Source organism: Herbiconiux sp. J20-20, from assembly GCF_057365085.1.
Window position 1 is genome coordinate 2,520,089 of sequence record NZ_CP195122.1, and the last position, 12,437, is coordinate 2,532,525.

General features: G+C 70.9%; 9 protein-coding genes. 4 read left to right on the top strand and 5 right to left on the bottom strand.

Annotation, left to right across the window (positions count from 1 at the left end; translation table 11 throughout):
* Positions 1-12: 12 nt before the first annotated feature.
* Entirely contained in the window at positions 13-3,822 is a 3,810-nt protein-coding gene (locus ACR3ZA_RS12235; protein WP_473662217.1) for a multifunctional oxoglutarate decarboxylase/oxoglutarate dehydrogenase thiamine pyrophosphate-binding subunit/dihydrolipoyllysine-residue succinyltransferase subunit, read from the bottom strand.
* Between the two features lie 148 nt (positions 3,823-3,970).
* Here ACR3ZA_RS12235 and guaB1 point away from each other — a divergent pair, with 148 nt between their 5' ends.
* From guaB1 to ACR3ZA_RS12250, 3 genes are all read left to right on the top strand, one after another.
* Positions 3,971-5,410 (top strand): GMP reductase, encoded by a 1,440-nt coding sequence (gene guaB1, locus ACR3ZA_RS12240; protein ID WP_473662218.1) that lies wholly within the window; start codon positions 3,971-3,973, stop codon positions 5,408-5,410.
* 142 nt (positions 5,411-5,552) lie between these two features.
* Positions 5,553-6,869, top strand: a complete 1,317-nt coding sequence (locus ACR3ZA_RS12245) for a CNNM domain-containing protein (RefSeq protein ID WP_473662219.1) — start codon at positions 5,553-5,555, stop codon at positions 6,867-6,869.
* Positions 6,866-7,906 carry a CNNM domain-containing protein gene (locus ACR3ZA_RS12250; protein WP_473662220.1) on the top strand — a complete coding sequence of 347 codons (1,041 nt, stop codon included), beginning with the start codon at positions 6,866-6,868 and terminating at the stop codon, positions 7,904-7,906. The genes ACR3ZA_RS12245 and ACR3ZA_RS12250 overlap by 4 nt, the downstream gene beginning before the upstream one ends.
* A gap of 54 nt (positions 7,907-7,960) precedes the next feature.
* On the opposite strand, the gene ACR3ZA_RS12255 is transcribed toward ACR3ZA_RS12250, so the two are convergent.
* Positions 7,961-9,025, bottom strand: coding sequence for an oxidoreductase (locus ACR3ZA_RS12255; protein WP_473662221.1), 1,065 nt, complete (start codon positions 9,023-9,025; stop codon positions 7,961-7,963).
* 89 nt (positions 9,026-9,114) lie between these two features.
* Between ACR3ZA_RS12255 and ACR3ZA_RS12260 the strand changes: the two genes are divergently transcribed.
* Entirely contained in the window at positions 9,115-9,936 is an 822-nt protein-coding gene (locus ACR3ZA_RS12260) for an NAD(P)H-hydrate dehydratase (protein ID WP_473662222.1), read from the top strand.
* 25 nt (positions 9,937-9,961) lie between these two features.
* Here the strand turns inward: ACR3ZA_RS12260 and ACR3ZA_RS12265 are convergent, their stop codons facing one another.
* The 3 genes from ACR3ZA_RS12265 to ACR3ZA_RS12275 are packed head-to-tail and all read right to left on the bottom strand — an operon-like array spanning position 9,962 to position 12,433.
* Entirely contained in the window at positions 9,962-10,696 is a 735-nt protein-coding gene (locus ACR3ZA_RS12265; protein ID WP_473662223.1) for an ATP-binding cassette domain-containing protein, read from the bottom strand.
* Positions 10,693-11,544 (bottom strand): ABC transporter permease subunit, encoded by an 852-nt coding sequence (locus ACR3ZA_RS12270; RefSeq protein ID WP_473662248.1) that lies wholly within the window; start codon positions 11,542-11,544, stop codon positions 10,693-10,695. Before ACR3ZA_RS12270 ends, ACR3ZA_RS12265 begins: the two co-directional genes overlap by 4 nt.
* A gap of 49 nt (positions 11,545-11,593) precedes the next feature.
* Entirely contained in the window at positions 11,594-12,433 is an 840-nt protein-coding gene (locus ACR3ZA_RS12275) for a transporter substrate-binding domain-containing protein (RefSeq protein ID WP_473662224.1), read from the bottom strand.
* Positions 12,434-12,437 lie beyond the last annotated feature (4 nt).

Below are 12,437 nucleotides of genomic sequence, written 5' to 3' on the forward strand. Positions count from 1 at the left end.
CGGCGGCGCCGATCAGCCGAGCTGGAGTGCGGCCGCGATGAGGTCGGCCTGCTCCTGGTTGCTGCGCTTCGTGGACCCGGTCGCGGGCGACGCGGAGGCCGGGCGCGAGGAGACGAGCAGCGAGCGCGCACCGAGGTGGCGTCCCAGCTCGATGCTGAGGAACGGCCAGGCACCCTGGTTCGCCGGCTCCTCCTGAACCCACATGAGCTCGGCGTTCGGGTAGCGCTCGAACACCGCATCCAGCTGCGCGGTCGGCAGCGGGTGGTACTGCTCCAGCCGGACGAGGGCGAAGGACGAGGAGTCCTCCCGCTTGTCGAGCTCGTTCTTCAGGTCGTAGTGCAGCTTGCCCGCGTGCAGCAGCACCCGCTTGACCGTCGACGGGTCGGTGATGCGGGCGTCGTCGAGCACCGGCTCGAACTTGCCGTTCGTGAAGTCGGCGACCTCGCTCGTGGCGCCGCGCAGTCGCAGCATCGACTTCGGGGTGAAGACGATGAGCGGTCGGCGCGGGCGCGCGTAGGCCTGGCGACGCAGCAGGTGGAAGTACGACGCGGGCGTCGACGGGCGCGCGATCGTCATGTTGTCTTCCGCGGCGAGCTGAAGGAAGCGCTCGATGCGCGCCGAGGAGTGGTCCGGGCCCTGGCCCTCGTAGCCGTGCGGCAGCAGCATGACGACGCTCGAGCGCTGACCCCACTTCTGCTCGGCGCTCGAGATGAACTCGTCGATGACGGTCTGCGCGCCGTTGGCGAAGTCGCCGAACTGGGCCTCCCAGAGCACGAGCGCGTCCGGTCGCTCGACCGAGTAGCCGTACTCGAAGGCGAGCGCGGCGTACTCCGACAGCAGCGAGTCGAAGATCTGGAACCGTGCCTGCGAGTCGGAGAGGTTCGCCAGCGGCAGCCACTCCTGACCGTTCTCACGGTCGTGGAACACGGCGTGGCGCGAGACGAAGGTGCCGCGGCGCGCATCCTGGCCGACGACGCGCACGGGCGTGCCCTCGACCAGCAGCGAGCCGAGCGCGATCAGCTCTCCGAAGCCCCAGTCGATCGAGCCCTTGCGGCTCATCTCGACGCGCTTCTTCAGCAGCTGCTGCAGCTTCGGGTGGACGGTGAACCCCTCGGGGGTGTTCTCGTGCGCGTCGCCGACGAGCGTGACGACGCTCTCGGCGACCGCGGTCGACTCCGGCTCGCCCGCGCTCGCCTCGCGCTGGGAGTCGGGGCGCTCCAGATCGGTGGCCGAGGTCGCGTCGCCCTTGACGACCGGCACGGTGCCGGTCTGTGCGGCGTGCGTCTCGGCGAAGGCCCGCTCCAGGCGCTCCTGGAAGTCGCGCTGCGCCGCCTCGAACTCCTCCGGCGTGATGTCGCCGCGACCGACGAGGGCCTCGGTGTAGAGCGTGCGAACGCTGCGCTTGGCCTCGATCAGGTTGTACATCAGCGGCTGGGTCATCGACGGGTCGTCGCCCTCGTTGTGGCCGCGGCGGCGGTAGCAGACGAGGTCGATGACGACATCCGACTTGAACTTCTGGCGGTACGCGAAGGCGTGCTGCGCGACGCGGACGACCGCCTCGGGGTCGTCGCCGTTGACGTGGAAGATCGGCGCCTGGATCGTCTTGGCGACGTCGGTCGAGTACACCGACGTGCGGGCCTCGCTCGGCGGCGTCGTGAAGCCGACCTGGTTGTTGATCACGACGTGGATCGTGCCGCCGGTCTTGTAGGCGCGCAGCTGAGACATCTGCAGGGTCTCGACCACGACGCCCTGACCGGCCATCGACGCATCGCCGTGCAGCAGGATCGGGAGGGTCGAGAACAGGCCGTCGCCGGTGCGATCCTGCTTCGCGCGGGTGATGCCCTCCAGGACGCCGTTGACGGCCTCCAGGTGCGAGGGGTTCGCCGCGAGATAGACCGGGACCTCCTTGCCGGAGGCACTCGTGAAGGTGCCCTCGGTGCCGAGGTGGTACTTGACGTCGCCGGAGCCCTGCACGGTGCGCGGGTCCTGGGTTCCCTCGAACTCGCGGAAGATCTGTCCGTAGGTCTTGCCGGCGATGTTGGTCAGCACGTTGAGGCGACCGCGGTGCGCCATGCCGATGGCGACCTCCGAGAGCTCCTCCTCGGCTGCACCCTGCAGGATCTCGTCGAGCAGCGCGATGACGGACTCGCCACCCTCGAGGCTGAAGCGCTTCTGGCCGACGTACTTGGTCTGCAGGAAGGTCTCGAACGCCTCGGCCTCGTTGAGCTTCTCCATGATGCGCAGCTGCTCATCGTGCGTCGGCTTCTCGTAGGGGCGCTCGAGGCGCTCCTGGAACCAGGCGCGCTGGGTCGGGTCCTGGATGTGCATGTACTCGACGCCGACGGTGCGGCAGTACGAGTCGCGCAGCACGCCGAGCACCTCGCGCAGCAGCGCGGCGCGCTTGCCGGCGAATCCGCCGAGCACGAACTCGCGGTCGAGATCCCAGAAGGTGAGCCCGTGGCTGGAGAGGTCGAGGTCCGGGTGCGAGCGCTGCACGTACTCGAGCGGGTCGACGTCGGCCATCAGATGCCCGCGCACGCGGAACGCGTTGATGAGCTCCTGCACGCGCGAGGTCTTGCTGATGCGCTCGGACAGGTCGACGTTGATGTCCTCGGCCCAGTGGATCGGGTCGTAGGGGATGCGCAGCGCGGCGAAGATGCCCTCGTAGAAGCCGCGCTCGCCGATCAGCAGCTCGTGGACCTTCTTGAGGAACTCGCCCGAGCCGGCGCCCTGGATGACGCGGTGGTCGTAGGTGCTGGTGAGCGTGATCGTCTTGCCGATGCCGAGCTCGTGGAGCGTTCGCGGCGACGAGCCCTGGAAGGCGGCCGGGTACTCGAGCGCTCCCGCGCCGATGATGGATCCCTGGCCGCGCATCAGGCGGGGAACCGAGTGCTCGGTGCCGATGCCGCCGGGGTTGGTGAGCGAGATCGTGGTGCCGGCGAAGTCCTCGGCGGTGAGCTTGTTGCCGCGCGCGCGGGCCACGATGTCCTCGTAGGCCGCCAGGTACTCGGCGAAGGTCATGGTGTCGACGCGCTTGATGTTCGGCACCAGCAGCGAGCGCGAGCCGTCGGGCTTGGGCAGGTCGATGGCGATGCCGAGGTTGACGTGCGCGTGGGCGATGAGGCTCGGCTTGCCGTCGATCTCCGCGTAGGAGACGTTCTGGCTCGGGAACTCCTTGAGCGTCTGCACGAGCGCCCAGCCGATGAGGTGCGTGAACGAGACCTTGCCACCGCGGGCGCGCCGCATGTGGTTGTTGATCACGATGCGGTTGTCGATCATGAGCTTCGCCGGAACGGTGCGCACGCTGGTCGCGGTCGGCACCGTGAGGCTCTGGTCCATGTTGGTCGCGAGGGCCTTGCTCATTCCGCGCAGCGGGGTGACCACGTCCTCCTGCGGCTCCGCGTCGGCACCGCCGACGACGGGCAGGCTGGCGGTCGTGGGCGCCTCGGCGGGAATCGGCTGCGGCTTGGCGGGAACACCGGTGGTGCGGGCGACCGGGGTCGTGCCGTTGCCCGCGGCAGGCGCCGACGCAGCCGGCGCGGCGGGAGCGGCCGGAGCGGCGGCAGCCGGGGCCTCGGCAGCGGGGGCCTCAGCAACGGGGGCAGCGGGGGCAGCGGCATCCGCGGCGGGCGCGGCCGGTTCCGTGGCGACGGGAGCGCTCGCGCCGGGCTGGTAGTTCTCGAGGATCGGCCACCAGCTCTTGTCGACCGAGTGCTTGTCGAGGCGATACCGCTCGTACATCTCGTCGACGAGCCATTCATTGGCTCCGAACTCGCCCGAGGCAAAGCCCTCGGGAGTCACTCCGGTCACGGGGCTTGACACGGCCGACCGCCCACTCTCGCTCAAGTATTCGTACGCACGACATCCTCGGCCGCGCGCATCCAATCTTAAGTGGTTCGGCGTCGAGATACCGACCCTTCCGGCCGATCTGACTCGGAAAAACCTGGGGGAATCGTCGTAGCGTTGCCTCATGCGATTCCTGGGCGCGCTTCCGAGCCACGACCTCACCTACTCCGACGTGTTCCTCGTGCCGAGCCGTTCGGCGGTGACCAGTCGCCTCGACGTCGACCTCGCGCCGACCGACGGCACCGGCGCGACGCTGCCGCTGGTGGCGGCGAACATGAATTCGGTCACCGGGCCGCGGCTCGCCGCGACGCTCGCGCGACGCGGCGGTCTGGGGGTGCTGCCGCAAGACCTTCCGCTTCAGGAGCTCGCCGATGCGGTGCGGCAGGTCAAGTCGCAGCCGGTCATCTGGGACGCACCGCTCGAGCTGTCGGCCGACGCGACCGCCGCCGAGGCGCTCCGGCTCACTCCCGCGCTGCCGGGGCACGGGATCGTGCTGCGCGACGCCGACGGCTCCGAGGCGGGCTGCCTTCTGGCGACGAGGCTCGCGCATGCGCTGCCCGACGCGCGTCTCGGCGATCTGGTGCACGAGACGATCACCTCGATCGACGCGGACGACGTCGACGGTCCGCGCGGCGCCTTCGATGTGCTCGTGGATGCGGACCTCGACTTCGCGCTCGTGCGGCATCACGGCCACCTCGTCGGCACCGTCAGCCGCAAGAGCGCCCTGCGCGGAACGCTGTACTCGCCCGCCCTGGACAGCGAGGGGCGGCTGCGCGTCGCCGCCGCCGTCGGGATCAACGGCGACACCGCCGCGAAGGCGAAGGCGCTCGCCGAGGCCGGCGTCGACGTGCTCGTGCTCGACACCGCGCACGGCCACCAGGAGGGCATGCTCGAGGCGCTGCGCACGGTCGCGGGACTCCAGCTGGGCATTCCGCTCGTCGCCGGCAACATCGTCACCCCCGACGGCGTTCGGGACCTGGTCGAGGCGGGCGCCGACATCCTCAAGGTCGGGGTCGGCCCCGGGGCGATGTGCACGACGCGCATGATGACCGCCGTCGGGCGGCCGCAGTTCTCCGCCGTGCTCGAGACGGCGCAGGCGGCGCGCGAGATCGGCGCCTCGGTATGGGCGGACGGCGGGGTGCGCTACCCGCGGGACGTCGCGCTGGCGCTCGCCGCCGGCGCCTCCTCCGTAATGATCGGCTCCTGGTTCGCCGGAACCCTGGAGGCTCCGGGCGAACTCGAGACCGACGACCGCGGACGGCTGTTCAAGCAGAGCTGGGGGATGGCCTCCACCAAGGCGGTCCACGCGCGCTTCGGGCGCATGGACGCCTACGAGCTCGCGCGCAAGGAGCTGTTCGCCGAGGGCATCTCGAGCTCGTCGATCTACCTCGACCCGCTGCGTCCCTCCGTCGAGGACCTGATCGACATGATCACGGCGGGCGTGCGCAGCTCGTTCACCTACGCGGGGGCGAGCGACCTCGCCGGGTTCCGCGAGCGGGCCGTGGTGGGGCTGCAGAGCGCGGCCGGCTACGAGGAGGGAAAGGCGCTCCCGGTCAGCTGGTGACAGACAGCATGTGCGTCGCCGAGCCGGGTTATACTCATCCGACCATGGATGACCCTCCGTCGTGCACTCCCGCGTCGCCCACCGACTCGGAGCCTTCTCATAGACCCTCGCCGGTGACCGGTTTCCGAGGCGGTGAGACAGGGTGAGCCAAGAGCTCCTGTTCCTTCTCATCGGCCTCGTGCTGACGATCGGCACCGGCCTCTTCGTGGCCAGCGAGTTCGCACTCGTCAACCTCGATCGAGCCGAGCTCGAGGCGCGCCAAGGGCGCGGCGAGACCATGCTCGGTCCCACGATCCGCGCGCTCAAGATCACGTCGACGCATCTGTCCAGCGCGCAGCTGGGCATCACGCTCACGACGCTGCTCGCCGGCTTCACGCTCGAGCCCGCGCTCAGCACCTACCTGTCGCCGGGTCTGGTCGCGATCGGACTGCCGGAGGCGGCCATCTCGGTCGTGGCGACCATCGCGGCGATCGTCATCGCGACGCTCGTCTCGATGATCATCGGCGAGCTCGTGCCCAAGAACTTCGCGCTCGCGCTGCCGCGTCAGACCGCGAAGATCGTGATCCCGTTCCAGCTCGGATTCACCGCCGTCTTCCGACCGTTCATCGGCGTTCTCAACGGCACCGCCAACGCGATCCTGCGCAGCGTCGGCGTCGAGCCGAAGGAGGAGATCAGCTCGGCCCGCACCGCGGAGGAGCTGCGGAGCCTGGTGCGCCGGTCGGCGAGCGAAGGCTCCCTCGACCATGACACCGCGACGCTGCTGGCGCGCACGCTCGCCTTCGCGGACCGCGACGCCACCGAGGTCATGACGCCGCGGCCGCGCGTCGCCGCTATCTCGCGCAGCGAGAGCTCGAGCGCCGTCATCACCCTCGCGCGCGCCACCGGCTTCTCGCGCTTCCCCGTCATCGGCGACGACCTCGACGACATCGTCGGCGTCGTGCACGTCAAGCAGGCGGTCGCGGTTCCCCGCGAGCGGCGCGCCGACGTGCCGGTGTCGGCGATCCAGACGGAGGCGCTGCGTGTGCCCGAGACGATGCACCTCGACGTGCTGCTGGGGGAGCTGCGCGCCCGCGGCTACCAGATGGCGGTGATCGTCGATGAGTACGGCGGCACCGCCGGGGTCGCCACCCTCGAGGACCTCGTCGAGGAGATCGTCGGCGAGGTCACCGACGAGCACGACCGCTCGCGCGCCGACGTCGTGCGCAGCCGCGACTGGGTCACCTTCCCCGGCGCGCTCCGCCCTGATGAGCTGCACGAGCGCGCCGCGGTCGTCGTGCCCACCGACGGCCCGTATGAGACCGTCGCGGGCTGGTTCCTCAGCGTGCGCGGCTCGCTCGCGCACGTCGGAGACACCGTCGAGACGGAGGCGGGCGTGTTTCGCGTCGAGCGGATGGACGGCCGGCGCATCGACCGCATCCGCTTCACCCCGACCCCCCAGACCGAGGAGGTCGAGCGATGAGTTCCGACTGGTGGGGCATCGTCTGGCTTGTCGTGCTCCTGGTGGTCAACGCCTTCTTCGTCGGGGCCGAGTTCGCCGTGATCTCGGCGCGGCGCTCGCAGATCGAACCGCGCGCCGAGGCCGGATCGCGGGCGGCCAAGACCGCGCTCTGGGCGATGGAGCACGCCACGCTCATGCTCGCGACCAGCCAGCTGGGCATCACGGTCTGCTCGCTGCTGATCCTGAACGTCTCCGAGCCGTCGATCCACCACCTGCTGGAGGTGCCGCTGGCACTCACCGGCTGGTCGGAGGAGATCGTCTATGCCGTCGCGTTCGGGGTCGCTCTGGTCGTCGTCTCGTTCCTGCACGTCGTGCTGGGCGAGATGGTGCCGAAGAACATCTCCTTCTCGCTGCCCGACCGCGCGGTGCTGATCCTCGCCCCGCCGCTCGTCGCCGTCGCCACGGTCTTCCGGCCGGTGATCGTCGCGCTGAACGCGGTCGCGAACGGGGTGCTGCGCCTGTTCGGGGTGGAGCCGAAGAACGAGGCGACGAGCGCGTTCACGCTCGAAGAGGTGCAGACCATCATCCGCACCTCGACGAGGGAAGGACTGCTCGCCGACACCACCGGAACGCTCGGCAACACGTTCGAGTTCACCGAGAAGCGGGTGCGCGACGTCGCGATCCCGATGTCGGGTCTCGTGACGCTGCCCGAGGATGCCTCCGCCGACGACCTGGAGCGCGCGGTCTCGCAGCACGGCTTCAGCCGCTACGTGCTGCTGGACGACTCGGGGCAGCCGACCGGCTACCTGCACCTGAAGGACGTGATCGACCTCGATGAGGACGAGCGCGCCGACCCGGTGCCGCCGAAGCGCATCCGTCAGCTCATCTCCGTGTTCCGCGACAGCGAGCTCGAGGACGCCCTCGCCATGATGCGACGCTCGGGCGTGCACCTGGCGCGCTCGTTCGACGAGACCGGGGAGATCTCGGGCGTGCTGTTCCTCGAGGACATCATCGAGGTGCTCGTCGGCGAGGTCCGCGACGCCACGCGCCGCGCCTAGTCCGCGTCGCCGGCCGACTGACCGGGGAGTGCCCGGGAGCCGGCCGTGCGCGGGCTACGGCTTGGCGCGCTCGTAGGGCGCGGGCCAGTAGTCCACGTCGACGCCGAGCTCGTGCGCGGCACGGAGCGGGAAGTGCGGATCGCGCAGCAGCTCCCGGCCGAGCATCACGACATCGGCCTGACCGCTCTCCACGATCTCGGCCGCCTGGGCGGGCTCGGTGATGAGCCCGACCGCCGAGGTCGGGATGCCCGTCGAGCGCCGAACGCGCTCGGCGAACGGAACCTGGTAGCCGGGGCCGATCGGCATCGAGACACCGGAGACGAGACCGCCGCTGGAGACGTCGACGAAGTCGGCGCCCGCGCTCGCCGCCCATTCGGCGACGGTCACGGTCTGCTCGACGTCCCAGCCGCCCTCGGCGTAGTCGGTGGCCGAGAAGCGCACCAGCAGCGGGCGGTCGCCGATCGCCTCGCGCACGGCACGGATCACCTCGAGGGTGAGGCGGGCGCGGTTCTCGAGTGAGCCGCCGTACTCGTCGTCGCGCTCGTTGGAGAGCGGGGAGAGGAACTGGTGCAGCAGGTAGCCGTGCGCGGCGTGCACCTCCACCAGATCGAAGCCGGCCGCGATGGCGCGCGCCGCGCCGTCGGCGAAGGCCTGCACGATGGCGGGAATCTCGGCGGCCTCGAGCGCGCGCGGTGTCGCGTAGCCGCTGAACGCGATCGCCGAGGGGGCGACCGTCTCCCAGCCGCCATCCTCGATCGGCACGGAGCCGCGCTCGGCGTCGAACGGCCGGAAGGTCGAGGACTTGCGACCCGCGTGCGCCAGCTGGATGCCCGACAGGGCGCCCTGGGAGCGCATGAAGTCGGTGACGCGTGTCCACGCGGCGACCTGCTCGTCGTTCCAGATCCCGGCATCGCCGGGGGTGATCCGACCCTCCGGCACGACCGCCGACGCCTCCGCGATCACGACACCGGCGCCGCCGCGGGCGAGTGCTCCCAGGTGCACCAGGTGCCAGTCGTTCGGCAGACCGTCCTCGGCGGAGTACTGGCACATCGGGGTGACCCAGATGCGGTTGCGGGCGGTGAGACCTCTCAGCGAGATCGGGTCGAACAGCGCGGACATGAAGGCCTTTCGGATCGGATAACGGGGACAACGCGTCGCGGGCGGCGATGATTCCGACCCGCGGCGAATCGGCCCGCTAGCGTGGAGGGGTGACCGACGAGCTCTTTGGCGTGACCGAAGCCGCATCCTGGATCGCGGTGCCCGGGGAGGGCGACGACAAGTACTCGCGCGGGGTGGTCGGCTTCGTCACCGGATCACCACGCTACCCCGGCGCGGCCGTGCTCGGCGTCGAGGCGGCGCTGCGCACGGGCGTCGGCATGGTCCGCTACGTCGGGTCGGACTCGGTGGCCGGTCTCGTCCTGGCCCGGCGTCCCGAGGCGGTGGCCGCTCCCGGTCGGGTGCAGGCCTGGGTGCTCGGCTCCGGCCAGGATGCCTCGGCCCGCGAGGAGGCGGAGGCGACTCGGCTCCAGGACGCCCTCTCCGAGGGGCTCCCGACCGTGCTCGACGGCGGCGCGCTCGACCTGCACGCCAGCGCGAGCGGACCCCTCGTGCTCACCCCGCACGCGCGAGAACTGGCGCGGCTGACCGGGGAGAGCGTCGAGGCGATCACTGCCGACCCTGCCGCCGCGGCGCTGTCGGCGGCGGACCGGTTCGGTGCCGTGGTGCTGCTCAAGGGGCACACCACCCACCTCGCGGATCCCGGCGGGGCGCTGCTCCGGGTGCGCTCCGCGCCCGCCTGGCTCGCGACCGCCGGAGCCGGCGATGCCCTCGCCGGGGTGCTCGGCGCGCTCATCGCGACGCATCACGAGCGGCTCGCCTCGGACGCGCGCGCCCTGCTGCCGCTCGCGGCGACCGCGGCCGTCATCCACGGTCTCGCCGCCGAGCGGGCGAGCGCTGGCGGACCGTTCACCATCCTCGACCTCTGCGCCGAGCTCCCGCACGTGGTGCGGGCGCTGCTGGTCTACGGGTAGCCGCGCTGCCGCGCGGCGTGCACGACTAGGGCGCCAGGCGGGCGAGGAACTCGCGCGTGCGCGGCTCGCGCGGCGCGCCGAAGACCTGGGCGGGCGGGCCCTCCTCGACGACGATGCCCCCGTCGAGGAACAGCACGCGGTCGGCGACCTCGCGGGCGAAGGCCATCTCGTGGGTCGCCATCAGGATCGTGGCGCCGTCGCGTCCCAGCTCGCGCACCAGCTCGAGCACCTCGCCGACCAGTTCGGGGTCGAGCGCGCTGGTGATCTCGTCGAGCAGCAGCACCTCGGGGTCGGTCGCGAGCGCGCGCGCGATCGCGGCGCGCTGCTGCTGCCCGCCGGAGAGCCGGTCGGGGTGCGCGCGCGCCTTCTCGGCGAGCCCGATCCGCTCGAGCAGCCGCATGCCGGTCGCCTCCGCCTCGGCGCGGCTCGTGCCGTGAACGTGGCGCGCGGCGAGCGTGACATTGTCGAGCACCGACAGATGCGGGAACAGGTTGTAGCTCTGGAAGACGACGCCGAACCGGGCGCGCACCGCGTCAGGCCGGATGCGGGGGTCGCTGATGTCGGTGTCGCCGAGCCAGATCTGCCCATCGTCGACCCGCTCCAGCAGGTTGAGGCAGCGCAGCAGGGTCGACTTGCCCGAGCCGCTCGGCCCGATGAGGGCGACCACCTCGTGCTCGGCGAGGTCGAGGTCGATGCCGCGCAGCACGGGGGCGGTGTCGAAGGACTTGTGCAGGTCGCGCGCCCGCAGCACGATGCTCATACGATCGCTCCCGCTTGCTCGCGCTGGCGCACGCGGGCTGTGTACCAGTCGGTGAGTCGGATCATCGGCAGGGCGAGCAGCACGAACAGCACCCCGGCGACCACGTAGGGCGTGAAGTCGAAGGCCTTCGCCGTCTCGATCTGGGCGGCCCGCACCGCATCCACCGCGCCGAGCACCGAGATCAGGCCGACATCCTTCTGCATGGCGACGAAGTCATTCATGAGCGCGGGGGTCACCTTGCGGAAGGCCTGCGGCAGCACCACCAGTCGCATCGTGCGGGCGTTCGAGAGGCCGAGCGCCCGCGCGGCGAGACGCTGCGAGGGATGCACCGCCTCGATGCCGGCGCGGATCACCTCGGAGACGTAGGCCGAGTAGGTGAGGGTGAGCGCGACCGTGCCGAGCACCTCGGCGGGAATGCGCTCCGAGGTCATCCCCAGCCCCGGAACGCCGAAGCCGACCAGGTACAGCACGATGATGAGCGGCAGGCCGCGGAACACGTCGGTGTAGCCGGCGGCGAGCGCTCGCAGCGGGAAGAACACCGGGCCGCGCAGCGTGCGAATCGCCGCGATCGCAGTGCCGAGGATCGCGACGGCGATCGTGGCGACGGCGAGCACACGCAGGTTGAGCAGGAACCCCTCGAAGACGCGCGGCCAGGCCGCGACCCAGCTGCCGGGATCGAAGAAGCTCTGCTGCACGACCGACCAGCCGGGCGTGTTGATGATGGTCAGCCACACCACCACCGCGAACACGATGGTGGAGATCGCCGCGATCAGCACCGAGCGCACCGACTGCTGACGACGGAAGGCCCGGCGCTCCAGCTCGATCGAGCTGGGCTGCCGGGCCTCCATGTCAGTCACGACGAAAGACTACGGGAGCGATTCGCCTCTCTCGTTCCCGCTACTGCAGGACGGGAGCACCCGCGCTCTCGCCGAGCCAGGTCGCCGCGATCTCGTCGAGGGTTCCCGCCTCGCGCAGCGCGTCTACGGCCGCGGTGACCTCGGCGGTCAGCGCGCTGTCCTTCGGCAGCACCAGACCCCATTCGTCGCTCACACCCTCGTCGGCGGGGAGCTGACCGAGCAGCACGCCGCCCTCGAGCACGACGCCGACGAGGTAGAACGCGGTCGGCAGGTCCACGACGAGCGCGTCGATCTGGCCAGTCTGCAGGGCCAGCACGGCGTCGTCGTTGCTGTTGAACACCTGCACCCCCGCGGTCGGCGCGATGCCGCTCTCGGCCGCGGTGAGGCTCGTCGACCCGGATGCCGCCCCCACGAGGGCACCGGCGAGCTCGGCGACCGTCGTCGCACCCGCGACCCCCGTGCTGTCGACGGTGATGACCGCCTGCGGCGTCGCGTAGTACGGCGAGGAGAAGTCGACGCTCGCGGCGCGCTCCTCGGTGATCGTGTACTGCTGCAGGTTGAAGTCGAAGCTCTTCGGGCCGGGGGCGATCGCCTCCTCGAACGTGGTGCGCACCCACACGACATCGGCGGCGTCGAAGCCGAGTTCGGCGGCGACGGCGTAGGCGATGGCCGCCTCGAAGCCCTCGCCCGACTCCGGGGCGTCGTCGATCACGTAGGGGTAGTAGGCGGGCTCGCCGGTGCCGATCGTGAGCTTGCCCTCGGTGACGTAGTCCGAGGTGGCCTCGGTGGTCTGGCAGGCGGCGAGGCCGGCGGTGAGCGAGGCGGCGGCGAGGAGCGCGACCGCGCGAGCAGCAGTGCGGTGACGGGCGGAACGGGGCATCGAG

What these genes read in the sequence shown, in the direction of transcription:
- ACR3ZA_RS12255 (WP_473662221.1), bottom strand. Translation starts at nt 9,025, where the DNA reads ATGTCCGCGCTGTTCGACCCGATCTCGCTGAGAGGTCTCACCGCCCGC.
- ACR3ZA_RS12270 (WP_473662248.1), bottom strand. Translation starts at nt 11,544, where the DNA reads ATGGAGGCCCGGCAGCCCAGCTCGATCGAGCTGGAGCGCCGGGCCTTC.
- ACR3ZA_RS12275 (WP_473662224.1), bottom strand. Translation starts at nt 12,433, where the DNA reads ATGCCCCGTTCCGCCCGTCACCGCACTGCTGCTCGCGCGGTCGCGCTC.
- ACR3ZA_RS12265 (WP_473662223.1), bottom strand. Translation starts at nt 10,696, where the DNA reads ATGAGCATCGTGCTGCGGGCGCGCGACCTGCACAAGTCCTTCGACACC.
- ACR3ZA_RS12250 (WP_473662220.1), top strand. Translation starts at nt 6,866, where the DNA reads ATGAGTTCCGACTGGTGGGGCATCGTCTGGCTTGTCGTGCTCCTGGTG.
- guaB1 (WP_473662218.1), top strand. Translation starts at nt 3,971, where the DNA reads ATGCGATTCCTGGGCGCGCTTCCGAGCCACGACCTCACCTACTCCGAC.